Raw genomic sequence first — 26,583 nt, 5'->3', positions numbered from 1 at the left:
TTTGGTCCTTTCAATGGAAGTAATCCGCACCACGGATGTTGGGATGTGTGATCGCGGGCTCGTCCGTGGTGCGGTGCCGAGGGGCGCGATCCAGACCATTCTTCAGAATGGAATGCAGGGATTGGTAGGTATAACTGTTGATCTCGAGCGCCCGTTCGCAGGCAGCATCGAGGCGGCCATTGCCGAAACTGCGCGCGAGCTTCATCACACCAAGACAGCTGCGACAGGCCTGCTCGGGGTGCTTGCGGCGGCGCATGATGACCTCGGCATAGGCCTCCACATTCGGGCCGATCCGGGCGGCCTGTCTGCGGATGCTCTCTGGTGTCCAGCCGGCGCGGTGGCGGTGATTGGGCGGCATGTGCTCGCGCACGGTGGAATGCTGACGGTTGCCGGATGTGCGGGCATGGGCTGCAACCCTTTGACCTTTATGGAAGACTTCCACCGTCCGTGCGGTGATACGTACCCAGAGCTTCTGTTTGATCAGCTGATGCGGCACTGAGTAGTAATGCCTGTCCACATCGATGTGATAGTCGATCCCGGCGCGGCGCTGCTTCCATTCGGCGAAGACGTAAGGTTCCGGCGGCAACGGTTTGAGAGCCGGTTTGTCCAGGTCATCAAACAGTGCCCGGCGGCTGGCTCCCAGATGCCGGGTGACCTTTGCATTGAGCCGGTCCTGCAGAGGGCGGATCGCCGCGTTGAGTTCATCCAGGCCAAAAAATGTCTGATTGCGCAGGCGTGCCAAAATCCATCGCTCAGCCAATTGCACTGCCGTCTCGACCTTGGCTTTGTCCTTGGGTTTGCGGGGCCGCGCCGGGACCACGGCGGTGTCGTAATGCGCCGCCATATCCCCATAGGTGCGGTTGATGGCAGGGTCATGGAAACAGGCTTTGATGACGGCAGACTTGAGATTGTCCGAGACGATCATTGCAGGCACGCCGCCAAAGAAGCTGAAGGCCCGCACATGGCTGCTGAGCCAATCCGGCAGGCTTTGCGTCCAGGTCGCCTCGACATAGGTGTAGTTCGAGGCTCCAAGGGCGGTGACGAAGATCTGCGCCGTCCGCACCTCGCCAGTCTCAGGGCAGACCACATCCACCGTCTGGCCTGCATAATCGACAAACAGCCGTTCACCTGCCGGGTGGCGCTGCCGCATCACCGGGGCAAGCTTGCCCTCCCAGCCAGAGTACAGGCTGCAATACTGGCTGTAGCCATAACCGTCAGGATGAACCTCCCGGTACTCCTGCCACAAGAGCGCCAGCGTCACCCCTTTGCGGCGCAGTTCGGCATGGACATAGGCCCAATCCGGCAGCGGAATTTGGCGTGAGGCCTGGCCTGCCAAGGGTGGAAAGAGCCGGGCTTCAAGTTCCGTGTCCGACAACTCCTCTGGCAGCGGCCAGGTCAATTTGGCTATCTCCGCGCGCCGCAGATAATCCGATACCGTCGCCCGCCCCAGGGACAGGCTGCGCGCCACCTGGCGCAACGACAAACCATCGGCACGAAGCCGCAGGACTTCTTTGATCTTCCGCATTGGCAATCTCTTCATAGGGCTCTCTCCCGCTCGAAAATGAGCGGCAGCGTAGCCGGTGAAAGATCACCTCAAAACGGATGCCAAACCCCCATCAAATAGGGTGGCCGGATGCTCCGGAATCGGTGGCCGGATCAAATCGGAACGGGTGGCCGGATGCCATCGGATTCAGTGGCCGGATACTGTCGGAATGCGCAGCCTGGCGCCGGATGGGGGTTGGCAAGGCGCTGGTCGAGGCGATGAGGGCACAGGCACTGGCGGCGGGCGCCACAGTGGTTGCAGCCACTTATGCGCCCTTCAACACCGCCTCAGCCGCGCTGATGCAGGGGATGGGAATGGATCCGGTGCTGACTATGGCCGAGTGGCGCGCCTAGTTAAGATCTGTGGCGTCAGGAACCTGGACCGGCGCAGTCCAGCCCGGTGGAGACGGCGATTGTGCCCCGGCGGCTCGACACTTTGCGCACTTCTCCGTCTGGGCGGCAGCCGGAAGCTTCTGCGACCAAACCAAGGAACTCAGCCGCTGGGATCTCTGGCAGGCTGGGCACCGCACTGTCCTCCGGGACACTTAGAACCGCCATTCCAGCACTGCCTGAGCGGACCAGGCACAATGCCAGCCTGCGCCCCTGCAGGTGCACGATTTTGTCCACCACAGCCCGCTGTCCGCCGGAAGGGGCCGGCGACGCTGCCTGCAAATGCCGTGCCTCGACTGCAGGCGGCGGCGGCACCGCCATCCCAGCATCAAAAGAACTGGAGACCGGCGCCCCACTCGCTGCCAGTGCAGCCGCAATCATGTAAACCCTCACAGCACATCCACCCGTTTGTTCATTAACCCACGGATTTAAGGCTAGGCGGGAATTGGGGCACAAACGTGCCGCGGCAGGTGGCCGCGCGGCGGAATCAGCCCGGCATTTTCCGAGAATTTGAAGCAGCCGCGCGAAGTGTCAGGCCAGCCGAAGTGCCAGGCTAACCGAAGTGTCAGGCCAGCCCAAAAGAAAACGGGCCGCGCCAGGCGCGACCCGTTTCCGGAAATCATTCCAAAGGAAAGGCTTACTTGATTTTGCCTTCTTTGTACTCGACATGCTTGCGCACAACCGGGTCGTACTTCCGCACAACCATTTTTTCGGTCATGGTGCGAGCGTTTTTCTTGGTCACATAGAAGTGGCCGGTGCCCGCGCTCGAGTTCAGGCGGATCTTGATTGTGGTCGGCTTCGCCATGGTGCTTCTCCTGCGTCCGAAAAGGCAGGGGCCTCTCGGTAAATTCCTATCTGAAGCCCGGCTTGTACCTGCCCCAGCCCCCAAGTCAATAGGATTCGGGGGTAATTATGCGCAGAAGGCCTGTAAGCCGGATCCTGTCCCCCCGGGACCGTAATCCCGGGCTCGACGGCCATTCATCTGGGGCGCGCATTGCTGCGTGCCTCTAGCTGCCAACCCGGCCCCTCTCGGCTGAAGCGTGCCTAGCAGCGGTTTCCCGTTTCCGGGACCTGCCTGCGCGGGGGCCCTATTTGGCATTGCTCCCGGTGGGGCTTGCCGTGCCGCCCCTGTTGCCAGCGGCGCGGTGGGCTCTTACCCCACCGTTTCACCCTTACCCGCCGAATGCTCCGTTGGCGAACCTCTGGTCCGGCGGGCGGTCTGTTTTCTGTGGCGCTTTCCGTCGGGTTTCCCCGCCCGGGCGTTACCCGGCACCGTTGCTTCATGGAGTCCGGACTTTCCTCGCGGGGCTTGAACCCCACGCGGCCGTCCAGCCTTCTGCGCGCCGGATGCGTAGGAACATCGGCGCGCGGCGTCAAGCAGATAGTGCAGACGGCAGGGGCGCTGCCCTCTTGGCCTTCCGGCCTCACCCCAGGGTTATGCGTAAGACATTGCCTCTATTTTCTCTTCTGAAAAGATGAAGCCGGTCGGTTTCCCGGATGGCAATTCGGGAAGCTGGTGGCGGGCAGGCCAACCCGAGGAAGACCTGCTCAACGGTCGCAAAGAACCTTGCCGCCCGTCACATCTGTCCGGCCATCCGAACGGCAGAAGGGCCTTCGCGGCCGAGCCTAATCAAGGATAACGACATCAGCAGTAACTTCAGCAAGGCAGACCGCACCAACATCATTGCATTCGAAGTCTCGAAGGCCAGTCTGACGGTGCATAGGTTGCCCGATGATCGGCAGGTGACAAGTCCCAACAGCGTCACGGCCATCAAACGGTTTCTCAAGACAAAGAGGAAAGGCGGCATCCCATTTGTCGTTTGCGAGGCATCTGGAGGCTATGAACGGCACGTTCTTCAGTCCTGTGTCGATCTGGAGCTGCCTGTCCATCGCGCACATGGCACACGGACACGGAACTTTGCGAAGTATCCCGGATTGTCAGCCAAGACAGACCAGGTGGACGCAAGAATGCTCGCACTCTTTGCCGCAAAATCAGAGGATCTGCGCCTTTGGCAGCCGCCTGGCACGGAAACAGCCGAGCTACGTGGGCTACGGCGGCGTCGCGATGGCCTTGCCCAGATGATCCGCAAGGAACAGAACCGGCTAATCAGGGCCGTTGAGCGCTCCTTGAAACGCCATATCCGCGCCCTGACCAAAGATATGAACGAGCTGGATGAACAAACCGGCAAGCTGATATCATCGACACCCGGGTTTCGGAGCAAGTCGGACTTGCTGAAATCCGTGGTCGGTGTTGGCCCCAAAACGGCTGCGGCGTGCTTAGCATATGTGCCTGAGCTTGGCTCACTGACCAAGGGTAAAGCAGCCGCCATCGTTGGACTTGCGCCGCACGCCCAAGATTCAGGGACGTTGAAAGGCCACCGCCGCATTTCCGGGGGCAGGCGCGAAGTCAGATCCACGCTCTACATGGCCGCTCTGTCAACGCAGCGATACGATCCCATGATGCAATCATGCGCGCGACGCTTACGTGAACGTGGCAAGCCCGCAAAGGTCGCGATCACGGCAATCATGCGCAAGCTCATCGTCATCATGAATGCGTTGCTGAAGGAAGGGCAGGTGTCAAATCACTACGGTGCCGCGAAGTCGTGACTGCTGCCTTTCGCGGCAAGGTGTCGGAATTGGCAAGGTGCCGGACAAAGCCACCGTTCCCTTCGCCGGAAGCAATGAGGGAAAACAGCCCGTCGCGGACCTGCGCCACGAGAGTCTTCATTCCGCTGCTTCGACCGGTTTTGCCCAATCTTCCCACCCTGTTCCGGCTGTCATAACCGGACCTTCCCAAGCAAAGGGGATTTGATGGATGGTAGTGTCGCGCCCGTCGATCTGAAGCACAAAATAGGCCGGATCCATCGGGGCACCTTTCAGCAGTTCTGTTTCACTCAAGTCTGGTATTGACTGGTTGCCGGTTGACGGCACGCTTGCAAAAGAGACGCCTGCCAGCCGTCCGTGGATCGGCGCGTGGACATGGCCGAAATGGATGTAGTCGATTTTTTCGGCATGATCCCTGATCAGGTCCTGGAACGGACCGCGGTCATCCTTGTTCAGGGCGATCTTGTCTTCGGCGGGCAAGCCCAGCAGCATCGGGTTGTGATGCAGGAATACGCGCGCGCGGTCGCAACTTTCAAGCTCGGCCTGCAGCCAAGCACGCCGGGCTGCGCAGAAATGTCCGGCATGGGTGCGCTCTCCCACGCTGTCGAGATAGATGAAGCGCGCGCCTTCGATTGTTTCTGCATGATTGACGAAGCCGTTTTCGTCCACGGGATGATCCGCAAAAACAGACAGGAAGGTTGTCCGGTCGTCGTGGTTGCCAATCATCAGCCGCACCGGAACAGGCAAATCAGTGACGGCAGCTTGCAGCGCTTCATAGGCTGCGCGTTCCCCCCAGTGCGCCAGATCGCCAGTAACAAAAATGCGTGCGGCATCGGCATGGTCTTCCACCACATGTGCCAGAGCGCGCGCGAACCGCGCATGGGGATTCAGCCCGCCCATTTGCTCGCCAGGGACTGTCAGGTGAATGTCTGAAATATGGATGATTTTCATTTTCTTACTCTGCCCGAAAAAGAACCGGCCGCGCACAGATATGCGCGCGGCCGGAAAAGGAGGCGTTAGCCGTTGGGAAGCAGGTCGGCGACTTCTTCGACCATTTCCTGCTGCAGTTCTTTCATGTCGGTGGTGTCGCCGGTGACAATCCGCTCGATCCCGTCATAAATCACCTGGGTGATCGCCAGACCATTGTCGCCCGGATAGGCAAGCCAGTCACGCAGCAGCGGCAGTTGATCCACCGCGGTCTGTTTGTTCGGGTTCTGGTCATAGAAATCGGCCAGGATCACTTCGTTTGCAGCCTTGTTCGGCGGCATGTAGCCGGTGGTTTTGGCTACTTCGGCTGCGCCTTCGCCGCTGGTGATGAACTTCAGCCAGGTCCAGGCGGCTTCCTGCACCTTCGGGTCATCAGAGGTTGAGGTCAGCATGGCTGCGTTGCCACCTGCAGGCAGACCTTTGGGGGTCTCACCCATGCCGGGGAACGGGCCGGTTTTCAGCTCGAATTCACCTTGAGAGCGCTCGACTGCACCCAGGGCCGAAGTCGACCAGAACATCATGCCGATCTCACCGGCCGAAAAGGAGGACAGCGCCGCTTTCCACTCGAGATTCTGCATCTCACACTTGGTGAAAATCTCCTTCATCTGCTCCATGGCGGCCAGTGCCTCGGGGCTGTCTAGGGTCACACGGCCGTTGTCGACAATCGCTTTGTCTTGCGACCACATCAGGGCCTGCATGAACCAGTTGCCGGTGATGTTCCAACCCCAGAAGACCGGGTTGTCAATCCCATTGGCCTTCATGGTTTCGCACATGCCGATCACCTCGCCCCAGGTGGTGGGCAGGGTTTCAACTCCGGCTTCTTTCAGGAGGTCCATGTTGTAATAGCCAACTGGCAGCGAGACCGAAAACGGCAGGCCGTGAACGTTTTCGCCAAAGGTCGACAGCGACAGCATGGCGTCATGATAGCCGTCTTTGGCAAAGTCAGTTTCCTTGGCGATGAAGGGCTCCAGTGACTGGGCGATACCCTTGTCGACCAGAATCTGCTGTCGGTTCAGACCCTGCATGGTGACGTCTGGCAGGTTGCCGGATACCGCCTCGCGCAGGATGGTGTTTGTGCCGTCCTCGTAGGATTCATAGGTGGCGCGGAACTTCACATCGATATTCGGATGCGCTTCTTTGAAAGCGGGCATCATGGCTTCGTAGGTTACGTCGAACAGGTGGCTGTAGGGGTAGGCGAATTCGATGGTCACGGTGTCTTCGGCCATCACGGCGGTGGCAGTCAGCGCCAAAGCCATTGCAGACAGGGCGGTTTTCATGGAAATCTTCCTCTCATTCCTGACGTGGAGCGCTTGTGTTTGGCGATGCACGCTCCGGGTTGATCCCTGACGGGATTTCGGGAGGGTGCGGGGCAACCCGCACCCGAAAATCATTTCATGCCGTTCAATGTGATGCCTTCGATGAAACGTTTCTGTGCCAGCAGAAACGCAACTATCAGCGGGGTAACGATCACGGTTGCGGTGGCCATCATTGGACCAAAGAACGACCCGTCGCCGTCGCCTTTGAATTCCCGCAAGCCCAGCGGCGGCGTGAATAGGTCGCGGTTTCCGGTCACTACGATGCGGGGCCAGAAGTAGTCGTTCCAATGGGCCACGATTGAGAAGATCGCAAAGGCCAGAAGTGCGGGGACTGCCGTGGGCAGCATGACCCGCCAGACGATGGCAAACTCTTTCATTCCATCCATGCGCGCAGCATCAATGAGGTCATCCGGCACCGTCATAAAAAACTGGCGCATCAGGAAGATGCCAAACACACTGATGGTCCATGGCACAACAAGCGCCGCATAGGTATTGGTCAACCCCAGTTTGGCCAGAATGATGTAGAGCGGCAGTGCAATGGCGTGGACAGGGATCAGAAGGCAGAACAGCACCAGTCCGAACACCGCCTCCCGGCCCCAGAACTTGAGTTTGGCCAGAGCATAGGCAGCGGGCAGCGCGACCACCACTTGGATCAGAAAGATCGATGCTGTCACGATGACCCCATTCAGAAGGTAGCGCAGCAGCGGTGCCTCGGTGAAGGCCTTGGTGTAGTTGAAAACGATCGGCTGCATGGAACAGTCTGTCACGGCTTCGGCCACCAGCGCATCACGGATCGCACTGTCGCTGTGGCCAGCGAAGCGGTCCGCCGCCACGGCAATATCGTCCCGGCTGGGATCGCGCAGCTTTACGCAACGCTCATCCACCATCATCTCCTGCCGCCCGAAAAAGCCTCCTTCCCCCCGGTCAATCTCTCCGGGAGACTTAAAGGAATAGCTGACCATCATGTAGAACGGCGCCAGAACAACGATCACGCCCAGGATCAGGATCAAATGTTTCCACCAATCGCGGGTCATTTGTAATGGACCTTTCGTTCCACCAGCCAGCGCTGGATCAGGGTGAGGAACATGACGAAAGCGAGAAACAGCATGGTTATGGCTGAGCCGATCCCGATCAGGTTCTGCTGGATGCCCTTCTCAAAGATGGCAAACATCATCACATAGGTGGACTTGTTCGGCCCGCCGCCCTGCGGCCAGAATGCTTCAATAGTGTCAAAAACCTGAAAGGCGCGGATGCAGGTTATGGTGACAACAAAGACTGTGGTCGGCCCTAATGCGGGCCAAGTCACCAGCCGAAACCGCTCCCAGGCGGACTTTGCTCCGTCCATTTCCGCAGCGTGATACAGCTCGCGGTGGACGCTGGTGAGTCCGGCCAGATACAGCACCATGTTAAAGCCGAACCCTTGCCAGATGCCGATAAAGCAGACCACCCAGATCGCATACCGCTTATCCCCCAGCCAGACCGGGAACCGGCCGGCGCAACCTTCAGCCATGAAAGGCCAGATCCGCTCCAGAAACGTGCCGCAGCCCATCTCCAGCGTCTGGTTAACCATGCCGATCGACGGGTGGAGCATGAACTCCCAGGCAATAGCCATCGCAAGAAGCGTCGCCATAACCGGCAGGAAGTAGATTGTCTTATAGATCTCGCGGAAGCGGCCCAGTGAGTTGATCAGCAGCGCAGCCCCCAATCCGAGACCCACCGAGACCGGCACCACAGTCACGACATAGGTCAATGTGGCCAAAAACATCTTTTTGTAGGTCGAACGCGTAAACAGCTTTTCATAATTTTGGGCACCAACCCAATTGAAACCGCTGTTTCCAAGCGAATAGTTGGTGAAGGACAAAAGCCCGGCAATGATAACCGGTGCCAGCAGTACGACCACCATCAGGACCAAGGCTGGCGCGGTTAATACCCATCCGGCGTGGCGTTCCTTGGTCGCGTGACGAACAAAATTCCTTGGCGCTGCGCCAGTTACCGAAGGGTCAGCCGCCGACATCTCAGGCCACCTCGGAGGTTGCAGCGTTCAAATGACGAAGCCTGCGCAAGCGTGCGCCATCCGCGTCGAAGGCCAGTGCTTTGTCAGTGTCAAAAGTCAGAGCCACAGACCTTCCCAACGACAGCGCTTTGCGTTGCTCTGGCTCTGCGCGCAGCGTAACATGCTCCTCAAGGCCCGCCACTTCGATTTGAACGAACATCTCTGACCCGAGGTTTTCGCTATGAGCAACGCGGCCGCGGATCGGACTGTCATCGTTCGTCAATCGAAGCGCTTCAGGTCTGATGCCAAGCGACGCGACGCCTCTGCTTCCTTCTATGACGGCAAGATTCAAAGAATGATCGAGCAGGCTCAATCGGCCGTTGGACATGATTTCAAGCGGGAGGATGTTGATTTTTGGAGAGCCGATGAATTCGGCGACTTCGATCCGGTCTGGATCTTCATAGACCACATCAGGTGCGGCACATTGCAGGATGCGCCCGCCCATCATTACCGCGATGCGGTCTGACATGGTCATCGCTTCGACCTGGTCATGGGTCACATAGATAAATGTCGCTGCAAGACGGCGGTGCAGCTGTGCGATCTCAGACCGTGTCTGGACCCGTAGCTTCGCGTCTAGATTAGAAAGCGGTTCATCCAACAAAAACGCGGCAGGCTCCCGTACCAAGGCCCGCCCCAATGCCACCCGCTGGCGCTGACCGCCGGATAGCTGCCCTGGTTTGCGGTCCAAAAGATGCCCTATCTCGAGCATCTCAGCAGCATGGGTGACATCTCGGCTTACACCGCCAGCCACGGTGCGTGCGCCGGGCATTAAATTGCCGATAAGCGGCAGCCGCTGAAGCCCTTTCAAGCGCCGCATCCTGAGCGGCACCGCGATGTTGTCGCCAACGGTCAGATGCGGATAGAGGGCATAGGACTGGAATACCATCGACAGATTACGGTCCGCCGCGCGCTGGCCTGCAACGGAATGCCCGCCGATCTGGATGTCTCCGGAGCACTGTTCTTCCAGCCCAGCGATAATCCGAAGCAGCGTGGACTTGCCGCAGCCGGACGGCCCAACCAGCGAGACAAATTCACCGTCGGCAATTTCAAGGGAGACCCCTTTGAGCACCTCTGTTTTGCCAAAGCGCTTGGTTACATTTTCAATGCTCAGCCCTGCCATCTGATTCCTCCATCTGACAGGGGTTGTCTAAGCAGTAGAGCCTTCACTTTTGTGACGTCATATTAGTGAGACTAATGGCAGCTATGGCCTCGTTCAAAAGGAGGCCAAACATGCGCGCCAACCATCACCAGTTTGTTGCTTTTGCCTATGTTGTTCGCGAGGGCAGCTTCTCAGCCGCTGCCGTACGGCTGGGGGTGACGCAGTCAGCCGTGACCCAGCATATCGCCAAACTGGAGAAACAAGTCGGCTCGCAGCTGCTGGTGCGCGGTCGAGATGGCATTTCCCTTACCCGGACAGGGCAGGAGTTCCATGGCCTGGCCGACCGTATGGTTGCACTGGATTCCGAAATCAGCGAGCGGCTCGAAGGGTATGAGGCTATGACCCTCGGCCACATCAAGATTATCGCCAACGCCCCCCTTCCCGCGCTCAAAGCGATCAGTCGGTTCAGGCAAGCATATCCCGAAGTCGAAATCGACTTTGCCCTTTATGGCTGGACAGCTGCAATCAACCTGTTGCGGGAGCGGCAGGCGGATGTCGGCCTGATCACGGATCCCCCGCACTCTGATGACTGGGAGCGGGTAATGGTGCAAAAAAACCAATACACGGCATACCTTTTGCCGACGTCTCCGCTCGCCAAACGTGAAATTCTGAGCTTCAAGGACCTGCAGGCGGAATCCGTCATCCTGCCGGAAACCGGGTCCTTGACAGAACGCGTTGTGCGCGAAGCACAACTTAAAAGCGGAGTTCGCTTTCAGCGAACAATAACGATAAGCACGTTCCCCTTGATGTGCGAAGCGGTGCTGCAAGGGGCCGGAACAGCGATCTTCCTTGGCGCGAGCGGGTTGATTTCAAGAGGTTTGGCCGAAGTTCCGATTGCTGAACTGACCCAGCAGCATGAAACCGCAATTGTGGCTCCAAGAGACAGAGCAAAACTACGGCTGGTAAAGGCTTTCATTGAAATAGCCTCTTCCTGACCCGAAGTCCGCACTCTGCTCTTCCGAACCGTTAGCACCATGTGCTGCATTCGACATTATGGGCACTTTTGACACCTTCGCCGCACGTTGGACGAACAGCAGGTTCTCGACTCATGGGTTGAAAACTGGAGAGTTTACGAGTCTCAGAAATTCAAAGACCTAAGTGGCTGATTTTGTTGGAACCGCAGTCTCACCATTAGGGTGATCCGACATGGATTGTCGGAGTACGTAAATAATGAGACTGAATTAATGAGACTCACCTGCCCATGGTTTCAAAAGCTTAAGGATCTGTGGATTTCAGCAGGTTTGCCTGTCGTAACGAGTACCGCTGTTTGCGCGCCCGAGCAATTTCAGTGCCAGGTACTTCTCACGTAGGTAATCCAGCGAGTAGCAACGGTTTCCGTGCAGCCATGTTCGGCTCCGTACACTCAGCCGGTGGAGCTAGGTCAATCAGCCACTTGTCTACCTGGTCACTCACGGCCCATTCCGGACTTTCGCCTCTAGTCGAAAGTGCTGCGCTGCGGCCCGTCGAAGCGGACTTTAGCTGCGCGTGAGATTTCGCCCATGTTTATCGCAAGCTAATGATTGGCAAAGAGGGATCATCGCGATCGGATCTGGACCAGTAAAGGCGGCAGGTCGCATCGCCTGCTGGAGTAAGGGACAGGCGTTTCTCGTAACCGTCCCTCGGTGCGATCAATCCGAGACGTAAAAGAGGTCCAATTCCTTTGCTTGCGAAAGTATGGCTGGTAACACTAGGCTCACCAGCTTGGTTTACTTGTGCTCAACGCTGCCGCCCGGTTTCTTCGTCGGTGTATTCTTGTAGCTCGTCGGCGACAAATGTGGGCTCCGCGCCCCTTTTACTGTACAGAAATGTTAAATAAGTCAGAATGTTACGTGATGTTGGCGGGACCAGCTCCCATGCAACCGAAGCGTCGTTGCTGGGTAATTCCACCGTTTCCACATCTGGATTGCTCCCCTGTTCGAGTCCGAGTTTATAAACCGCTACAAGTGCCGATGTGATTTCGCCGGACATGTTGTTCTGATGGCCATGATGTCCGGCTGATGCCAGCGACTTACGTCAAACCTTATGTGAAGCGGGGAAAGACCGATGCGGTGGATGCCGAGGCGATTTGCGAAGCCGTTCGTCGGCCGAGTTTAAGCTGGTCCGCGCCAGTGGATTGAACGATCCAGGGGATCGTTCAAAGGCGCAGAACGAGATTTGCCGAGATCAAGACGGAAGACCAGCAGGCGCTGCTGGCGGTCCACCGCACCCGCGAACTCGTTGTCCGCCAGAGAACTCATGTCGCGAACATGATCCGCGGCCTGTTGCGCGAGTTTGAACGTGTCCTGCCAACCGGTGCCGAGGCCGTGACCGCCTTTTCCAAACGCCATCTCGAGGGCGTTCAACCTGACATGCCCGAGCCGGCGAATGGGGTCCTCGGTACGCTGTTTTACCAATTCCTCGGGCTCAACGCCCGCATTGATGGCTTCACCAGGTTGATCTAGAGCCACTGCCAACGAGATGCCGATCCGCGACGGCTGATGCAGGTGCCGGGGGTCGGTCCGATCACGGCATCCGCAATCGTGGCGACGATCGGCGATGCCAAACAGTTCAGAACCGGACGCGATCTGGCAGCCTGGCTGGGATTGACGCCACTCAATAAACCCAGCTTCGGCAAGGAGAGGTTCGGACACATCACCAAGAAGGGGAACCACTACATCCGGAAACTCCTGATCTTTGGCATGCCATCCCGCGCGCTGATGGCCAAACGGAATCCTGAAAAGGTCGATCCCTGGACCGCTAAAATTCTGGCCGGAAAGCCGGTTCGGCTTGCGACTGTTGCCATGGCGAACAAGGCGGCTCGTGCAATCTGGGTAATGCTGACGCGACTGGAAAATTACCGGCAGCCGATCGCTTGACCGGATAACCTGCCAGAGGTGCAAGACGAATGACGTGATGATGCGGAATCAAGTCAACCAAGAGCCAGGACACTCCGGGAATGGCAATGACCCCTTGAGGTCGTTTTGCCGATTGGAACTTCGCTTGCGGAAATCATCAGGGCCAGTGGGAGATCGCCAAGCGAACAGGCCGGACAGACGACTGTACTGACCAAACCGCCGCAGAAATCGTCAAAATATGTCTTGCTATGCAGGAGCCATCCACAGAAGTCATTCATCGGCATAAATTTCGGCCAAATCCAATCCGCCCTTTCGCCGCGGCCAGGATCGACCATCGAGGAGCGGGACTTGGTGCATTTGCTGCAAATGCGTCAATGTCTGCAAAGGAGAATTCTAAACAAGCGGCTACGCTGGCAATCGTTGCTTCTTGCGCCAGGCAGCAGGGGTCACTCCATAGATTCTTCGAAACTGGCGTATGAAATGGGTCGTGTCCTGCCATCCGATGTGTGGGGCAATTTGATCGACGGGAATGTCGGTATGTTGCAAGAGTTGCGCGGCCTTGGCGAGGCGGGCGGAAGTGATCCATGTGCCGACCGTAAAGCCAGTATCGGCTTTGACGACGGCCGCGACATGGGGCGCGGTTCGGCTAACTGCGGAGGCCACATCGCTGAGGGAAATGGGGGAAAGGCTATGCCGTTGAATGTAGCGCAGTGCGGCGGCGACCAGCGGCGAGCGTTGCGTATCCTCATCCGCATTTGGCATCGCCCGTGACACCTCTGAAAGAACTAGCGTAATCAAGCTGCGTTGCACGTCTGCGGTCAGCTCGTTTTGCCCTTCGGCCTCGCGCGCCAAGGTTTCAAACCAGAGCTGCAGGCGTGCCTGTGCCGCATTCTCCAGGTGGATCACCGGGGATGCCCCAAGGCGAACCTCGGCAAAGGGACGCATGACCGCCTGCTCCTCATCAAGCCCAAAGCCGCCAGCGGAAAACCCTAGCAGCCAATAATCGAGATCTTCACCTGCCAATGGCCGGTGCGGCACACCGGCGGGAACAATCGTCACGCTTCCCGCCAAGGATAGCGTTTCGTATCTTTGCTCCATTGTGAACCAACCCTCGCGGGCAAACACCAACCCATGTTCGGCGTGAACGGCGACGGGCGCCGGCTGTGTGCTGACGCCCGTCTCGTGAATCACATAGCAGGAGGGATGCGGCGGTTCGGGCTGCTTAAGATCTGTCATGCACAAATCCCGAATATCATAAGATCAGCCGATAATACCCGAATCCACGCTCTCAAGCAACGACGCCAGCGGGACTATGTTGGGCCGACGAAACCATCAGCATAAACGGATCCAGACATGGCTAGCCAACACTACGACCTCATTATCATCGGTGGTGGACCCGCCGGACAATCCGCCGCTTTGATTGCTGGACGCACCCGTATGAAAACCGCATTCATCAACGCGGAAAGCCCCCGCAACTTTGTGACCACAGCCTCGCACGGGTTTTTGACCCGCGATGGTGCCCACCCAAGCGAGCTATTGGCAGTGGCCAAGGAGCAGCTGCGGAAATATCCAACCGTCAACTACATTGCCGGTAAGGTTTCTGAGGTCGCCCGCTTGGCCGGCGGATTTTCGGCGACGACAGCGCAGGGTGTAACGATGACCGCGACCCGCATGCTGATTGCGACGGGTCATCGGGACCACCTCGACCAGTTGGACTTACCCGGTATCGAGGACGTCTACGGCAAATCGGTTTACCCATGCCCGTTCTGCGATGGGTACGAACATTCCGACGAAGCGTTGGCCATTTTCGGCCACGGCGCAATCGAACATTTTGTGCCGATGATGCGGATTTGGTCGCGCGATATGATCGTGTTCACCAACGGCAATCCATTGGACGCCAAGGTGAAGGCAGAGTTGCAGGCCAAAGGCGTGCCTGTCGAAGAAGCCGGGGTTGCGAGCTTGCGGTCAACAGGCGGCACGCTCACCCATGTCGTATTGGACGACGGCCGCGAGATTGCGCGGCAAAGCGGGTTTGTTGTCGAGGAATTCTCGTCGCCCGCGACTGACTTTGCGGTGCGTCTGGGGGTTATCGCGAACGAAGAGAACGATTGGGGTATGTCCGAGCTTGCCGGTGCGAACGGCACAACTAATATTCCAGGTCTTTACATCGTCGGGGATGCGCGGATGGGATTCGCGGGCATCGCGGCAGCGGTTTCGGAAGGCGGGTTCTGCGTAGAAATGATAGCCCATGAGGTCGCGATGGAACGTTGGGCCGTCCTGCTGGAGGAATCAAAGTGAAGGAAAAAACAAAGGCGCTTTGGGAAAAGCAGGATCAGCATAAAGGCGACCGTTGGCGGCTGTTTCAAGCGGTGAGCGCGGCAGTGCCTGCGCGCCGCGTGCTCTATGCGGGCAGCTACGTCGATGTTGCGCCGTCCTTTGTTTATGACGATGTGACCTATGCGGACATGGACAAACGGGCGGCGGCGTTTTTTGCTGATACTGGAGGTACGCGACAGATCATCTGCGACCATGGAGGCAATGTGAACGGGCGGGTCGCGTTCGTGCATGGCGACTACGCCGCACTTGATTTGCCGCCCGAAAGCTTGGATCTGCTGATCTCACTCTATGCGGGGCTCATATCAGAGCCCTGCGGCCATTTGCTGCGCATCGGGGGACATTTCCTGGTGAACTCAAGCCATGGGGATGCAGCGCTTGCGGCGCTCGATCCACGGTTCAAGTTGGTTGCGGTTGTCACCTCTGCAAGCGGTTGCTACGAGGTCACCGATCAACACCTTGACAGCTACATGGTGCCGAAAAAGCCGCAAACGATCACCCGTGACAGCCTGATGAAATCAGGACGCGGCGTTGCTTATACCAAATCTCCATTTGCCTACTTGTTCGAAAGGGTGCTGTGACTTGCCAATCGAAAAGCCGATGATGAAAGCAGCCGTTGGCCGCGCCACAGAAAATTTGCAAAGTGGGCTCTGCTCCCGCTTTTGCGGCGTTTTGCCTGAACGCTAGCTATGGAAGCGTCAATGCCGGGACATTGAATGAAGCCGCAGCGTCTCAGGTATATAGTCTGCCAGGCGCACGGCAGGTTCCAATCCGCCCTCAACCTCTTTCACGCCTCACAGGCAATGTGCTGGCCAACAAATATGCGGGCCAATTTCCCCTGTACCAGCAGCCGCAGAACTACGGGCAGGAAGGGATCACTCTGGACCGCTCCACCCTGCTGGATTGGGCTGGCCGTTCTGCGGCGCCGCTGGAATCACTGGCCGGAGTCCTGCCGGACAGGTTAACCGTCAAAGGAGCTCATCGGTCAGGTGGCCCGGAACTGCCGATTCCCATTGCCCTTGGTCCCCGGCCATCCTTATAGCGACGCCGCTGCGCGGCTGGCCTGATCGTAGTAGCCCGATAGAGTGCGCAAGCTGCGGGCAATCTCGCGCAGATCTTTTCCTGGAAGATCGACGCCATCCAGCCCGTCCAGCAGGCATTGGCGGCGGACATCGCGATAGGCAGCACAAATCGCGGCGCCCTCAGGGGAAGTGCGGTAGAACACTTCCTTGCCGCGTTTTTCAGAATTCAGCAGCCCCGCCTTGAGCAGCTTGCGCAGCCCGTAGTTCACCGTGTGGCTGTCCTCGATGTTCAAAAGGAAGCAGATGTCGGACAGGCGCTTGTCCTTGCTGCGGTGATTGACGTTGTGCAGGATCAGGATTTCCAGCGGGCTGAGGTCGGGTTGGCCGGCCGCGGACATGCAGCGGGCGGTCCAGCGCGAAAATGCATTGAAGGCGACGATCAGCCCGTATTCCAGTTCCGACAGTTCCCATCCGTCGCCCTCTGCCAGATGGCGGGAGGAGACGATTCGGCGGCCGTCCGGTTGGTTCTCAGCCATCTTTAGTTCCTTCATTATTGATAAAACCCCGGTGTTTTACCTGCTTGAAGCTATAAAAATGCAAAGTATCAGCAAGATCAAGCGAGCAGGGACCCATTTTGGCATAACGTTGACAAAACATCAGCGTTATGAATATAAATAGACAACAAACCGCATTGGGAGGAAAAAATGCAGATCACACGTATTCTGGGCAGCGCCGCCGTTCTTGCTGCCGGGCTGTCGGTTTCGGTGCAGGCCGCAACCTGGGACATGCCGACGCCTTATCCGGACGCTACGTTCCACACCAAGAACGTCGCTGAATTTGCCAGCGACGTGGCCGAGGCCACCGGTGGCGGGCTGGAGATCAAGGTCCATTCGGCGGGTTCCCTGTTCAAGCATCCCGAAATCAGCAAGGCGGTGCGCAGCGGCCAGGTGCCTGCGGGCGAGTTCTTCTTGTCCCTCTTGGCCAATGACAACCCGGCGTTTGGCGCCGACTCGCTGCCGTTCCTGGCGACCAGCTACGCCGAAGCCGAACGGCTGTGGGCGGCGCAGAAGGATGTGGTCGACGGGCTGCTGGACGAACAGGGGCTGATGGCGCTGTACGCTGTGCCGTGGCCGCCGCAGGGGCTGTACACCACTAAGGAAATCAACAGCGTGGACGATCTGGCCGGGCTGAAGTTCCGCACCTACAACGCGACGCTGGAGCAGTTCGCCAACCTGGCGGGCGCCGCGCCGACTCAGGTTGAGGTTCCGGATGTTCCGCAGGCCTTCAGCACTGGCCGGGTCGAGGCGATGATCACCTCGCCCTCCACCGGTGTGAACTCCAAGGCCTGGGATTTCCTGACCCATTACACCGATATCCAGGCCTGGATCCCGAAGAACATCGTGGTGGTGAACAAGCGTGCCTTCCGCCGCCTGGATGAAGCCACTCAGACCGCCGTTCTGGAAGCCGCAGCTGCGGCCGAGGCGCGCGGCTGGGAGATGAGCCGGACCGAGACCGCCGAGCAGGTCGGGGTGCTGAAGGAAAACGGCATCACCGTGGCCGAGCCGTCGGAGGAGCTGATGGAAGGCCTGCGTGCCATTGGGGCGCAGATGCTGGAAAACTGGAAGGGCGAGGCTGGGGAGGCCGGCGCCACCCTGCTGAACGCTTATCAGCAGTAACTGCAACACGGCCGGACGCCGGCAGCGGCGTCCGGTCTCCTGGGGAGGAGGAGCAGCCATGCGGCTTGTGCTTGATTTCATCTACCGTGCGGCCGGCGGGCTGGCAGCACTGTTCATCGTCGCCATCGTGGCGTTGGTATTCGCGCAGGTGTGCTTGAACCTGGCCGACAAGATCGCGGCGGCACTGACCGGCAGCGGGGTCGGCCTGACCATTCCGTCTTATGCCGATTTCACCGGCTTTTTCCTGGCGGCCTCCACCTTTCTGGCACTGGCCTACGCACTGCGCGCTGGCGGCCACATCCGGGTGACGCTGCTGACCAACCGACTGCCCGTCCGCGCCCGCCGCATGTCCGAAGTGGTCGTCACCTTTCTGGCACTGGTCATGAGCGGCTATGCCACCTGGTACATGGGCTTGCTGCTGCTGGAATCGCTGGAATTCGGAGACCGCAGCGCGGGCATGGTGTCGGTGCCGCTGTGGCTGCCGCAGGCACCGGTGGCACTTGGCCTTGCGATCCTCACCCTGGCGCTGGCGGACGAGCTGATCTGCATGTTGCGCGGCGCCCCGCCCTCCTGGGAGGGCAAGGGCGAAAATCTTCTGAGCGAATAGGGGTTCACCATGTCGATTGCCGCACTTTCCATCCTTCTTCTTGTCCTTCTGTTCCTGTTCCTGGGTGCAGGACTTTGGGTGGCCTTTGCCCTGCTGGGCGTGGGCATCGCCGCAATGGCGCTGTTCACCGAGGCGCCGCTGGGGCTGGTGATGGCCACCACCATGTGGGGCCACAGCAACTCCTGGGCCCTGGCGGCGCTGCCGCTGTTCATCTGGATGGGCGAGATCCTGTTCCGCTCGCGCCTGTCGGAAGACATGTTCACCGGGCTGTCGCCCTGGATGAACCGGCTGCCGGGGCAGCTGTTGCATGTGAACGTCTTTGCCTGCGGGATCTTTGCCGCCGTGTCAGGGTCGTCCGCCGCCACTGCCGCCACCATCGGCAAGCTGTCGATCCCGGAGCTGTCGCGCCGTGGCTATCCTGAAAAGCTGGTGATCGGCACCCTGGCCGGTTCTGCCACGCTGGGGCTGCTGATCCCGCCGTCGATCATCCTGATCGTCTACGGCGTGGCGACCGAGCAATCCATCGCCCGGCTGTTTGTCGCGGGCGTGCTGCCGGGCGTGCTGCTGGTCGGGCTGTTCGTCGGCTATGTGGTGGTCTGGGCACTGATGAACCGCAGCCAGCTGCCCACCGAGGACATCGCCGCCACCTTCCGCAAGGAGCTGAAGCGCGCCCGCAGGCTGCTGCCGGTGGTGCTGCTGATCGGCGGGGTGATCGGTTCGATCTATGCAGGCATTGCCTCGCCCACCGATGCCGCCGCTGTCGGCGTGGTGCTGGCGCTGCTGTTGTCATGGCAGTCCGGGTCGCTGAACCGGCAAAGCTTTACCGAAGGGCTGATGGGGGCGACCATCACCTCCTGCATGATCGCCTTTATCCTGGCGGGGGCGTCCTTTCTGACCGTGGCGATGGGCTTCACCGGCATTCCGCGTATCCTGGCGGAGTGGATCGGGTCGCTGAACCTGTCGACCTTCACCCTGCTGGCAGCGCTGACCATCTTCTTTGTGATCATGGGCTGCTTTCTCGACGGGATTTCGGTGGTGGTGCTGACCGCCTCGGTGATCATGCCAATGGTGCTGGAAGCGGGCATTGATCCCCTGTGGTTCGGCATCTTCCTGGTGATCGTGGTCGAGATGTCGCAGATCACGCCACCAGTCGGCTTTAACCTGTTTGTGCTGCAGTCGCTGACCGGGCGGGACATTCTGACCGTGGCCAAGGCGGCGCTGCCGTTCTTCTTCCTGATGATCGTGGCACTGGTGCTGATCGTGCTGTTCCCGTCCATCGTCACCTACCTGCCGGAGCAGATGTAATGGCACAGGATACCGTTGCAACGCCCAACCCTGAAATCCGCACGGTGGGGGTAGACGGGATGCTGGTGAGCTTTGGCAGCCGCCTGAGCGAGCCGGCCAACCGCGCCGCCCTGGCGTTCCGCACAGCACTTGCGCAGGAGAGCTGGGACGGGGTCGAGGAGGTTTCCACCTCGCTGGTGTCGGCCTATGTGCGCTTCGACCTGCGGCATCTGGACCATGCGGGCTTGCGGGCGCGGTTGGAGGGGCTGCTGTCGCAGCGTGACTGGTACGCGGCCAAACTGCCCGGCCAGCGCCGCCTGTGGCGGATCCCGGCTGTGTTTGGCACCGATCTGGCGCCGCAGCTGCCGCAGGCGGCGGAGGCGGCAGGTATGAGCGAGGCAGAGGCAGCGGCCTCGCTGTCGGCAGCGCGGGTACGGGTGCAGACCATCGGTTTTGCCCCCGGCCAGCCGTACTTGGGAGAGCTGCCAGAAGCCTGGGATATCCCGCGCCAGAGCCAGCTGACCAGCCGCATTCCCGAAGGCGCGCTGGCGGTGGCGATCCGCCAGGTGGTGCTGTTTTCGGTGGCCACCCCCACCGGCTGGATGCATGCGGGCCAGACTGCGATGCGCCTGTTCCGCCCGGATGCAGAGGAGCCGTTCCTGCTGCGCCCCGGCGATGAGGTGCAATTCAACGCGATAACACCGGAGGAGCTGCAGGGCTTGCGGCGCGATCCGCTGGGCGGTGCAAGGGCGGAGACACTGTCATGAGCGGCACCTTGACCATTCTGCGCGCAGGACCCGGGATGACGGTTCAGGACCTTGGCCGCCCGGGCTGGCTGGATTACGGGGTGTCGCGCGGCGGCGCTGCCGACCAGCTGGCGCTGGCCGAGGGCGCGGCGCTGCTGGGGCAGGCGGCGGATCTGGCGGCGGTCGAGATGGCCGGTCTGGGCGGCGAGTTCCAGGCGGGCAGCGATCTGCGCATCGCCCTGACCGGCGCGCCGATGCGGGCCAGCATCGACGGCACCGCCGTGGCCTGGAACGCCAGCCACCTGCTGCCCGCTGGGGCGCGATTGACGATCGGCGCGGCGCAGAGCGGCAGCTATGGCTACTTGCATGTTAGCGGCGGCATTAAGTCGGCGGAGCATCTGGGTGCGCGGTCGGCGCATCTGGCGGCGGGCATCGGCGCGCCGCTGGCGGAGGGGGAGGTTCTGGACACCGGTCCTGACAGCGGCCGCACTACCGGGCTGGGGCTGACGCCCGAGAACCGGTTTGAGGGCGGCATCGTACGGGTTGTGGCGAGCTTGCAGACTTCGCTGTTCCCGCAGGCCGAGTTGGAGCGGTTCGAGCAGACGGCCTTCCGCCGCGGAGCGCGCGGCAACCGGATGGGCGTGCCGATGGAGAGTGGCGGTGACGGCTTCCGCCCGGAGGGCGCGCGCACGGTGGTCTCCGAGGTGATCACGCCCGGCGACATCCAGGTGACCGGTGACGGCACGCCCTATGTGCTGCTGTCGGAATGCCAGACCACCGGCGGCTATCCGCGGATCGGCACGGTGGTGCCCTGCGATCTGCCCTTGCTGGCGCAGGCGGCGGCGGGGGCGGCGCTGCAATTCCGCTTCATCCCGCTGGAGGAGGCGGTCGGGCTAGAACGGTCAGAGGCGGAACGGTGCGAAGGCTTGCGCGGCCAGTGCCGTCCCTTGATCCGCGATCCGCGCACTATGTCCAACCTGCTGTCTTATCAGCTGATCAGCGGCGCGATTGCCGGTGAAGAAGATGTCTTGTGAGGAGATGACATGACCCGGACTGTCGATCTGAACGCCGATATGGGCGAAAGTTTTGGCGCCTGGTCCCTGGGCGATGATGCCGGGCTGCTGGATATCGTGACCTCGGCCAATATCGCCTGCGGTTATCACGCGGGCGACCCGGATGTGATGGCGGCGACGATGAAACACGCGGTGGCCAAGGGCACCGGCATTGGTGCGCATCCCGGTTTTCCCGATCTGCAGGGCTTTGGCCGCCGCCGGATGTCGGTGCCCTATGGGACGCTGGGCAACATGGTGCGCTATCAGCTAGGGGCGGCGCAGGCAATGGCCCGCGCGGCGGGCGGCGCGGTGCGGCATCTGAAGCTGCACGGGGCGCTGGCCAATATGGCCTCGGAAGACATTGCGGTGGCGCGGGCCTGCTATCAGGCGGCCTTGTCAGTCGATCCGGAGATCATCGTGATGGTGCTGGCGGGCACCGCGCAGCAGCAGGCGGCGCAGGAGCTGGGTTGCAAGACCGCGTGCGAGATCTTCGCCGACCGTGCCTATAACGACGATGCGACGCTGGTGGACCGCAGCCTGCCCGGCGCGGTGATCTATGATCCGGCAGAGGCCGGGCGGCGGATGGTGGAAATGGTGCGCGAAGGCGCGATTATCACCGCCGCCGGCAAGCGCATCCCGGCGCGGATCGATACCATCTGCCTGCATGGCGACAGCCCCGCCGCTGTGGCCATCGCAGCGGGAGTCAAAAGCGCGCTGCGGTCAAACGGCCTAAAAACGGCCATATTCGGTGGGGCCATGCTCTGATTTACCGGGACAGGCGGACGGGGTTCGTAGCATTGAAGAGCTTTGCCGAAGGATTCTGTTTGCTTAACTTTTTCGACTAAGATGCTTCGAATGAACAGTTCGAATTCCCCCTGCTGCACGGTTTTGAGTGTTCGTTTTTGGGCAAACCGCTTCACCGCCGAAAATCTGCCGCATCGGTTACGAGCATTTTCTGCGTACGCGAAAGCTACGTTGGCAAAAGGCGGCCCTATCCGGCGTCTTTCGTGTCCAAACGCCAAGCAGTGAAGGCGCGGTTCTAATCTACCGCTCGAACCGGCCAAGCAATGACCGCTTCCGTGACAAGGACTGCAAGGTAGCGAGAAGCCCGTCGCATGTGCAAAGCGATGCTGCGTCAGCGAAGAAGAAATTGCCAAGGTCGGTTCTGTCCGGCGTCCTGGAATTTCAGATAAAGAATCTCGCTGCAGTACACACGAACGGCAGGTATTCCCGCCGCGCTGCGACGTCAGAATTTGCGCGTGTGCAGAAAAACCCGTGCTGCGCGCGCACGCAGTAAGGAAATCCAATCTACAGGTTGGGCTCTCGCGTTGATTCCGCTGCGCGAAAGACGAACTGCTGCTCTGCTGAAAATCGCATGGGCAAAAGAGCGTTCCGGTATTTGACGTCCCTACGCTCTTTGCCCATGCTAACGCGGGGGCAAAGTATCGAACAAAGCAACACGGTAGATTTTTCCCACCAGAAAGAAACAGACGGCGTGCGCGCCTCAGCTCTGCGCCGCCTCCAGCGCCGCTTTCAGGTCGGCGATCAGGTCGTCTGCGTCCTCCAGCCCGACCGAAAAGCGCACCAGGCCGGGCGTGATGCCCAGCTCCGCCTTCAGCTCATCGCTGAGGCGCTGGTGGGTGGTGGTGGCCGGGTGGGTGGCGATGGATTTGGCATCGCCCAGATTGTTGGAGATCACCGGGATGGTCATTGCGTTCAGGAACTTGAAGGCCGCGTCCTTGCCGCCCTTCAGGTCCAGCGACAGCACGGTGCCGCCCTTGCCGCCCAGCTGAGCCTGCACCAATGCGTTCTGCGCGTGACCTTTCAGACCCGGATAGATGGTACGCGCCAGCGCCGCATGGCCGTCCAGCGCTTCGGCGATTTTCAGGGCGCTGTCCGCCTGGGCGTTGACCCGCAGGTCAATCGTCTCCAGCCCCTTCAGCATCACCCAGGCATTAAACGGGCTGAGACTGCCGCCGGTGTGCTTCATATAGGGTTCCAGCGTGCCGCGGATAAAATCTTTGGTGCCCAGCACCACCCCGCCCAGCGCACGGCCCTGACCGTCGATATGCTTGGTTGCGGAATAGATCACCACATCGGCGCCCTGTTCGATCGCGCGGGAAAACACCGGGGTCGAGAACACGTTGTCCACCACCACCGTGGCGCCCGCTGCATGAGCGATCTTTGCAACCGCGGCAATGTCGATCACCTCCAGTGTCGGGTTCGACATGGACTCAAAAAACACCGCCTTGGTGTCCGGGCGCACGGCCTGCCGCCAGGCATCCAGATCGGTGCCGTCAATAAAGGTTACCTCGACCCCGAAGCGGCCAAGCACATCCGCCAGGATGTAGTTGCAGGATCCAAACAACGCCTTGGCCGACACGATGTGATCGCCCGCTTTCACCAGCGAGGTCAGCGCGCCGTTGACAGCCGCCATGCCGGAGGCGGTGGCAAAGGCATCCTCCGCCCCTTCCAGCGCCGCTATGCGCTTTTCGAACATGTCGACGGTCGGGTTGCCGTAACGGGCATAGATGAACTCATCCGGGCCGGTCTCGATGAACCGCGCCTCGGCCTGCTCGGCACTCTCGTAGACAAAGCCCTGGGTCAGGAAGATCGCTTCGCTCACCTCGTTGTACTGGCTGCGGCGGGTGCCTGCGTGAACCAGCTTGGTGCGGCTGTTCCAGTTGTCGCTCATCTTCTGTCTCCTCGCGCCTGTCGCGCATAAAAAAACCCCAATCGGCCAAGCGAAAGGGGGTCCTTCACGTCCTGACCTCTTTAGCGGGAGTGTTTAACGTGGCCCGCAATCCGGTAACAAATCGCCCACGCTTGAGGTGATAAACCTCAATATTTCATATACTTAGGCGTCAACCCTGTGCTGTAAGGGCATCAGCCGCGCCATTTTTTGCCCGTTATTTCCTTGCGTTTCCGGTCATTCCCCGGCCATGTTATGCCCCGAAGGCATACCGCAACACTCAGGGCATACCAGGGGTCAAAAGGGCAGCATGGGCACGATCGCAGAACGCAAGCTCTCAGACGGGCGCATCGCTTATAAGGCCCAAATCATCATAAAACGCAAGGGAGAACCCACTCACAGGGAGTCCCGGCAGTTTCCGCGGCGCACGACCGCCAAGGCTTGGATGGAGCGCCGAGAGAAGGAACTTCGCGCGCCGGGCGGCATTGAGAAGGCCCGCGGCAAACGAAAGACACTCGCAGACGCGATCAACCAGTACATAGACGATCACAAGAAATCTTACGGCCGGTCCAAGGCACAAGTGCTGCAGCGCCTCAAGGAAATGCCAATTGCCGAGAAGCCATGCGACGAAATCACCAGCCAGCACATCGTTGACCTGGCCCGAGAATTCGGAGAAGGCCGCGCTACCTCAACCGTAGGAAACTACCTGTCGCATCTAGCACCAATCTTCCGAATGGCCCGCCCAGCATGGCAGATCGACTTGGATCCGGCGGCAATCAATGATGCGCTAATTGTGTGCAAGCGGCTTGGCCTGATCTCAAAGTCCAATCGCCGGGACCGCCGGCCAACAATGGACGAACTCGAAAAGCTGATGACGCACTATCAGGACAGTGCGGCGCGCGGGCACATGCCCATGAACAAGATCATCCCTTTTGCTATTTTCTCGACCAGAAGGCAGGACGAAATCGTTCGCGCCCAGTGGCAGGATCTCGACAAGCAACACAGCCGTCTGCTGATCAGGGACATGAAGAACCCAGGCGAGAAAATTGGCAATGATGTGTGGTGCGAGCTGCCGCCCGAGGCCATGCGAATAATAGAGACCATGCCCAACACCGGCCTGGACAAACCGATTTTCCCACACCGCGCGAATAACATCTCGGCATCTTTCATCCGAACTTGCGCGCTACTGGGGATAGATGACCTACGCTTTCACGACCTGCGGCACGAAGGTGTGAGCCGTCTTTTCGAAATGGGCAAGACCATCCCCCAGGTTGCCAGCGTTTCGGGCCATCGAAGCTGGCAGAGCCTGCAGCGATACAGCCATATTCGCGCGACCGGCGACCGGTTCGAAGGTTGGCGATGGCTAAATCAGGTCGCACCACTACAGGAGGCGATTTCGAGCAATGAAAGCTAGAGATTACCCGCTTCCATTGGTCAAAATCGCCTGCGATCAGTGTGGAAGGTACGGACAGTACCGCAAATCCAGGTTCGTTGAACTGGTAGGACCAGACACCGAACTACCGCAAGCGCTCTCAATACTAGCGGCAGACTGTGCGGAGGAGCGTGCAACACCCGACAACATGCAAGGCCGCTGCCGTCCTCATTACGCGCAGAACTGGTGGTCCGCAGCGGCAAGCAAGGTGTAGTCTCCTTAGCTGGACTGAGCACGCATTAGCTTTGCTAACAAACTAACTGCTGAAAGCACGAAATTGTCCCTTGGGGTTATGGACTTGGTTCTGAGTGGTTTTCCATCTTCTTCTATGGGCTTGCTACACAGCTCTCGGCACCAGTCAGAGATTTTCGGGTCATCCAGACTCACATCCCACTTGTGAGCAAGTTCATTTCGTACCTTGCGAATAAGCTTGAGCTCTCGAAAATCATAGTCGTCAATGATCCCCAAGGCGTGACAAGCTGCAGCTCGGGCTTCAAACGTCGATAGCGGCCCGAACTCTTTGTCAGGGAGCAATGCGTCCAAGCCCCGCCCCGGCTGCAAGCGCGCCTTAATTGCAACCTTTAGCTGCTCCTCCAGATACCCTGTAGCGACAAGCACTGCACCTCGGTCGCTCTCCCCGTGAAAGGCATCAAGCATTTGGTTAGCGGAACGGATCGATTGAAGGTCAATACTCAACTCAAAATCTCCTTTACTGAACTTCTGCGGCCCCAGGCATCCTGCCCGAAGCCAGATTTAGAGGTAATCGCAAAACAACCCAGCTTTCGGCCATAGCACCACCTTGACACGAGTGCCCAGGTTCTTCTACTCGGCTACGAAAGGGAAGACCGGGGTT

Annotated in this window: 27 protein-coding genes, 1 other RNA gene and 1 riboswitch; of the genes, 14 read left to right on the top strand and 14 right to left on the bottom strand. The window is 59.7% G+C overall.

All coding sequences use genetic code 11. The features are described from left to right. Positions 1-10: 10 nt before the first annotated feature. A complete protein-coding gene (gene istA, locus K3557_RS05285) occupies positions 11-1,540 on the bottom strand; it encodes an IS21 family transposase (RefSeq protein ID WP_259996598.1) in 1,530 nt (509 codons plus the stop codon). Positions 1,541-1,731: 191 nt separating this feature from the next. Here istA and K3557_RS05280 point away from each other — a divergent pair, with 191 nt between their 5' ends. Further along, positions 1,732-1,896 carry a hypothetical protein gene (locus tag K3557_RS05280; protein ID WP_259998187.1) on the top strand — a complete coding sequence of 55 codons (165 nt, stop codon included), beginning with the start codon at positions 1,732-1,734 and terminating at the stop codon, positions 1,894-1,896. 673 nt (positions 1,897-2,569) lie between these two features. Here K3557_RS05280 and rpmG read toward each other — a convergent pair. After that, a complete protein-coding gene (rpmG, locus tag K3557_RS05275; RefSeq protein ID WP_008554190.1) occupies positions 2,570-2,737 on the bottom strand; it encodes a 50S ribosomal protein L33 in 168 nt (55 codons plus the stop codon). Between the two features lie 107 nt (positions 2,738-2,844). Continuing rightward, positions 2,845-3,272, bottom strand: an RNA gene (gene rnpB / locus K3557_RS05270) — RNase P RNA component class A. A gap of 157 nt (positions 3,273-3,429) precedes the next feature. On the opposite strand from rnpB, the gene K3557_RS05265 reads away from it, so the two are divergent. Further along, positions 3,430-4,539 (top strand): transposase, encoded by a 1,110-nt coding sequence (locus tag K3557_RS05265; RefSeq protein ID WP_259998185.1) that lies wholly within the window; start codon positions 3,430-3,432, stop codon positions 4,537-4,539. A gap of 117 nt (positions 4,540-4,656) precedes the next feature. Here the strand turns inward: K3557_RS05265 and K3557_RS05260 are convergent, their stop codons facing one another. From K3557_RS05260 to K3557_RS05240, 5 genes are all read right to left on the bottom strand, one after another. After that, positions 4,657-5,487, bottom strand: coding sequence for a metallophosphoesterase (locus K3557_RS05260; RefSeq protein WP_259998182.1), 831 nt, complete (start codon positions 5,485-5,487; stop codon positions 4,657-4,659). 65 nt (positions 5,488-5,552) lie between these two features. Beyond that, positions 5,553-6,800 carry an ABC transporter substrate-binding protein gene (locus K3557_RS05255; RefSeq protein WP_259998180.1) on the bottom strand — a complete coding sequence of 416 codons (1,248 nt, stop codon included), beginning with the start codon at positions 6,798-6,800 and terminating at the stop codon, positions 5,553-5,555. Positions 6,801-6,910: 110 nt separating this feature from the next. Then, positions 6,911-7,873, bottom strand: coding sequence for a carbohydrate ABC transporter permease (locus K3557_RS05250; protein ID WP_259998178.1), 963 nt, complete (start codon positions 7,871-7,873; stop codon positions 6,911-6,913). Beyond that, positions 7,870-8,742: a carbohydrate ABC transporter permease gene (locus K3557_RS05245; RefSeq protein ID WP_259998176.1), complete on the bottom strand. Its 873-nt coding sequence runs from the start codon at positions 8,740-8,742 to the stop codon at positions 7,870-7,872. Before K3557_RS05245 ends, K3557_RS05250 begins: the two co-directional genes overlap by 4 nt. A gap of 112 nt (positions 8,743-8,854) precedes the next feature. Beyond that, the gene (locus K3557_RS05240; protein WP_259998175.1) at positions 8,855-10,012 is read right to left on the bottom strand and encodes an ABC transporter ATP-binding protein; all 1,158 of its coding nucleotides are present in this window, start codon (positions 10,010-10,012) and stop codon (positions 8,855-8,857) included. Between the two features lie 110 nt (positions 10,013-10,122). Here K3557_RS05240 and K3557_RS05235 point away from each other — a divergent pair, with 110 nt between their 5' ends. Next, the gene (locus K3557_RS05235) at positions 10,123-10,986 is read left to right on the top strand and encodes a LysR family transcriptional regulator (RefSeq protein WP_259998172.1); all 864 of its coding nucleotides are present in this window, start codon (positions 10,123-10,125) and stop codon (positions 10,984-10,986) included. A gap of 781 nt (positions 10,987-11,767) precedes the next feature. Here the strand turns inward: K3557_RS05235 and K3557_RS05230 are convergent. Further along, positions 11,768-12,019, bottom strand: a complete 252-nt coding sequence (locus tag K3557_RS05230) for a hypothetical protein (RefSeq protein WP_259998170.1) — start codon at positions 12,017-12,019, stop codon at positions 11,768-11,770. 122 nt (positions 12,020-12,141) lie between these two features. Continuing rightward, positions 12,142-12,498: a hypothetical protein gene (locus K3557_RS05225; protein WP_259998167.1), complete on the bottom strand. Its 357-nt coding sequence runs from the start codon at positions 12,496-12,498 to the stop codon at positions 12,142-12,144. Positions 12,499-12,528: 30 nt separating this feature from the next. On the opposite strand from K3557_RS05225, the gene K3557_RS05220 reads away from it, so the two are divergent. Continuing rightward, positions 12,529-12,906 carry a transposase gene (locus tag K3557_RS05220; protein WP_259998165.1) on the top strand — a complete coding sequence of 126 codons (378 nt, stop codon included), beginning with the start codon at positions 12,529-12,531 and terminating at the stop codon, positions 12,904-12,906. A 384-nt stretch (positions 12,907-13,290) separates the two neighbouring features. Here the strand turns inward: K3557_RS05220 and K3557_RS05215 are convergent, their stop codons facing one another. After that, on the bottom strand, positions 13,291-14,121 hold the full coding sequence (locus K3557_RS05215) for an AraC family transcriptional regulator (RefSeq protein ID WP_259998162.1): 831 nt from the start codon (positions 14,119-14,121) through the stop codon (positions 13,291-13,293). 117 nt (positions 14,122-14,238) lie between these two features. Here K3557_RS05215 and K3557_RS05210 point away from each other — a divergent pair, with 117 nt between their 5' ends. From K3557_RS05210 to K3557_RS20575, 3 genes are all read left to right on the top strand, one after another. Next, on the top strand, positions 14,239-15,183 hold the full coding sequence (locus K3557_RS05210; protein WP_259998159.1) for an NAD(P)/FAD-dependent oxidoreductase: 945 nt from the start codon (positions 14,239-14,241) through the stop codon (positions 15,181-15,183). Next, positions 15,180-15,800 (top strand): hypothetical protein, encoded by a 621-nt coding sequence (locus K3557_RS05205; RefSeq protein WP_259998157.1) that lies wholly within the window; start codon positions 15,180-15,182, stop codon positions 15,798-15,800. Before K3557_RS05210 ends, K3557_RS05205 begins: the two co-directional genes overlap by 4 nt. Before the next feature lie 62 nt (positions 15,801-15,862). Beyond that, a complete protein-coding gene (locus K3557_RS20575) occupies positions 15,863-16,261 on the top strand; it encodes a transposase (protein ID WP_409201214.1) in 399 nt (132 codons plus the stop codon). On the opposite strand, the gene K3557_RS05195 is transcribed toward K3557_RS20575, so the two are convergent. Beyond that, positions 16,256-16,777: a winged helix DNA-binding protein gene (locus K3557_RS05195; RefSeq protein ID WP_259998154.1), complete on the bottom strand. Its 522-nt coding sequence runs from the start codon at positions 16,775-16,777 to the stop codon at positions 16,256-16,258. The two genes, K3557_RS20575 and K3557_RS05195, sit on opposite strands and share 6 nt — an antisense overlap. A gap of 168 nt (positions 16,778-16,945) precedes the next feature. Here K3557_RS05195 and K3557_RS05190 point away from each other — a divergent pair, with 168 nt between their 5' ends. The 6 genes from K3557_RS05190 to K3557_RS05165 are packed head-to-tail and all read left to right on the top strand — an operon-like array spanning position 16,946 to position 22,371. Further along, positions 16,946-17,917 (top strand): TRAP transporter substrate-binding protein, encoded by a 972-nt coding sequence (locus tag K3557_RS05190; protein ID WP_259998151.1) that lies wholly within the window; start codon positions 16,946-16,948, stop codon positions 17,915-17,917. Positions 17,918-17,975: 58 nt separating this feature from the next. Further along, positions 17,976-18,524, top strand: a complete 549-nt coding sequence (locus tag K3557_RS05185) for a TRAP transporter small permease (RefSeq protein ID WP_259998149.1) — start codon at positions 17,976-17,978, stop codon at positions 18,522-18,524. Positions 18,525-18,533: 9 nt separating this feature from the next. Continuing rightward, positions 18,534-19,829 (top strand): TRAP transporter large permease, encoded by a 1,296-nt coding sequence (locus tag K3557_RS05180; RefSeq protein WP_259998147.1) that lies wholly within the window; start codon positions 18,534-18,536, stop codon positions 19,827-19,829. After that, positions 19,829-20,575: an allophanate hydrolase subunit 1 gene (locus K3557_RS05175; protein ID WP_259998145.1), complete on the top strand. Its 747-nt coding sequence runs from the start codon at positions 19,829-19,831 to the stop codon at positions 20,573-20,575. The genes K3557_RS05180 and K3557_RS05175 overlap by 1 nt, the downstream gene beginning before the upstream one ends. After that, positions 20,572-21,588, top strand: a complete 1,017-nt coding sequence (locus K3557_RS05170) for a biotin-dependent carboxyltransferase family protein (protein WP_259998142.1) — start codon at positions 20,572-20,574, stop codon at positions 21,586-21,588. Before K3557_RS05175 ends, K3557_RS05170 begins: the two co-directional genes overlap by 4 nt. A 9-nt stretch (positions 21,589-21,597) precedes the next feature. Then, positions 21,598-22,371 carry a LamB/YcsF family protein gene (locus tag K3557_RS05165; RefSeq protein WP_259998140.1) on the top strand — a complete coding sequence of 258 codons (774 nt, stop codon included), beginning with the start codon at positions 21,598-21,600 and terminating at the stop codon, positions 22,369-22,371. 739 nt (positions 22,372-23,110) lie between these two features. On the opposite strand, the gene metZ is transcribed toward K3557_RS05165, so the two are convergent. Further along, on the bottom strand, positions 23,111-24,301 hold the full coding sequence (gene metZ, locus K3557_RS05160; RefSeq protein WP_259998137.1) for an O-succinylhomoserine sulfhydrylase: 1,191 nt from the start codon (positions 24,299-24,301) through the stop codon (positions 23,111-23,113). A 59-nt stretch (positions 24,302-24,360) separates the two neighbouring features. Beyond that, positions 24,361-24,440, bottom strand: a riboswitch (SAM riboswitch). Positions 24,441-24,608: 168 nt separating this feature from the next. Between metZ and K3557_RS05155 the strand changes: the two genes are divergently transcribed. Next, positions 24,609-25,712 (top strand): site-specific integrase, encoded by a 1,104-nt coding sequence (locus tag K3557_RS05155; RefSeq protein ID WP_259998135.1) that lies wholly within the window; start codon positions 24,609-24,611, stop codon positions 25,710-25,712. A 237-nt stretch (positions 25,713-25,949) separates the two neighbouring features. Here K3557_RS05155 and K3557_RS05150 read toward each other — a convergent pair whose 3' ends face one another. Next, positions 25,950-26,426, bottom strand: coding sequence for a hypothetical protein (locus K3557_RS05150; protein WP_259998132.1), 477 nt, complete (start codon positions 26,424-26,426; stop codon positions 25,950-25,952). Between the last annotated feature and the right edge of the window lie 157 nt (positions 26,427-26,583).

This window comes from Leisingera sp. M523, from assembly GCF_025141335.1.
In the GTDB taxonomy this organism is placed as follows: Bacteria; Pseudomonadota; Alphaproteobacteria; order Rhodobacterales; family Rhodobacteraceae; genus Leisingera.
The sequence above is the reverse complement of the archived record's forward strand: the minus strand, read 5'-3'. Positions and strand labels throughout refer to the sequence as shown.

Coding starts and splice junctions, on each gene's coding strand:
- istA (WP_259996598.1), bottom strand. CDS start 1,540: ATGAAGAGATTGCCAATGCGGAAGATCAAAGAAGTCCTGCGGCTTCGT.
- K3557_RS05280 (WP_259998187.1), top strand. CDS start 1,732: ATGGGGGTTGGCAAGGCGCTGGTCGAGGCGATGAGGGCACAGGCACTG.
- rpmG (WP_008554190.1), bottom strand. CDS start 2,737: ATGGCGAAGCCGACCACAATCAAGATCCGCCTGAACTCGAGCGCGGGC.
- K3557_RS05265 (WP_259998185.1), top strand. CDS start 3,430: ATGGCAATTCGGGAAGCTGGTGGCGGGCAGGCCAACCCGAGGAAGACC.
- K3557_RS05260 (WP_259998182.1), bottom strand. CDS start 5,487: ATGAAAATCATCCATATTTCAGACATTCACCTGACAGTCCCTGGCGAG.
- K3557_RS05255 (WP_259998180.1), bottom strand. CDS start 6,800: ATGAAAACCGCCCTGTCTGCAATGGCTTTGGCGCTGACTGCCACCGCC.
- K3557_RS05250 (WP_259998178.1), bottom strand. CDS start 7,873: ATGACCCGCGATTGGTGGAAACATTTGATCCTGATCCTGGGCGTGATC.
- K3557_RS05245 (WP_259998176.1), bottom strand. CDS start 8,742: ATGGTGGTCGTACTGCTGGCACCGGTTATCATTGCCGGGCTTTTGTCC.
- K3557_RS05240 (WP_259998175.1), bottom strand. CDS start 10,012: ATGGCAGGGCTGAGCATTGAAAATGTAACCAAGCGCTTTGGCAAAACA.
- K3557_RS05235 (WP_259998172.1), top strand. CDS start 10,123: ATGCGCGCCAACCATCACCAGTTTGTTGCTTTTGCCTATGTTGTTCGC.
- K3557_RS05230 (WP_259998170.1), bottom strand. CDS start 12,019: ATGTCCGGCGAAATCACATCGGCACTTGTAGCGGTTTATAAACTCGGA.
- K3557_RS05220 (WP_259998165.1), top strand. CDS start 12,529: ATGCAGGTGCCGGGGGTCGGTCCGATCACGGCATCCGCAATCGTGGCG.
- K3557_RS05215 (WP_259998162.1), bottom strand. CDS start 14,121: ATGACAGATCTTAAGCAGCCCGAACCGCCGCATCCCTCCTGCTATGTG.
- K3557_RS05210 (WP_259998159.1), top strand. CDS start 14,239: ATGGCTAGCCAACACTACGACCTCATTATCATCGGTGGTGGACCCGCC.
- K3557_RS05195 (WP_259998154.1), bottom strand. CDS start 16,777: ATGGCTGAGAACCAACCGGACGGCCGCCGAATCGTCTCCTCCCGCCAT.
- K3557_RS05190 (WP_259998151.1), top strand. CDS start 16,946: ATGCAGATCACACGTATTCTGGGCAGCGCCGCCGTTCTTGCTGCCGGG.
- K3557_RS05185 (WP_259998149.1), top strand. CDS start 17,976: ATGCGGCTTGTGCTTGATTTCATCTACCGTGCGGCCGGCGGGCTGGCA.
- K3557_RS05180 (WP_259998147.1), top strand. CDS start 18,534: ATGTCGATTGCCGCACTTTCCATCCTTCTTCTTGTCCTTCTGTTCCTG.
- K3557_RS05175 (WP_259998145.1), top strand. CDS start 19,829: ATGGCACAGGATACCGTTGCAACGCCCAACCCTGAAATCCGCACGGTG.
- K3557_RS05170 (WP_259998142.1), top strand. CDS start 20,572: ATGAGCGGCACCTTGACCATTCTGCGCGCAGGACCCGGGATGACGGTT.
- K3557_RS05165 (WP_259998140.1), top strand. CDS start 21,598: ATGACCCGGACTGTCGATCTGAACGCCGATATGGGCGAAAGTTTTGGC.
- metZ (WP_259998137.1), bottom strand. CDS start 24,301: ATGAGCGACAACTGGAACAGCCGCACCAAGCTGGTTCACGCAGGCACC.
- K3557_RS05155 (WP_259998135.1), top strand. CDS start 24,609: ATGGGCACGATCGCAGAACGCAAGCTCTCAGACGGGCGCATCGCTTAT.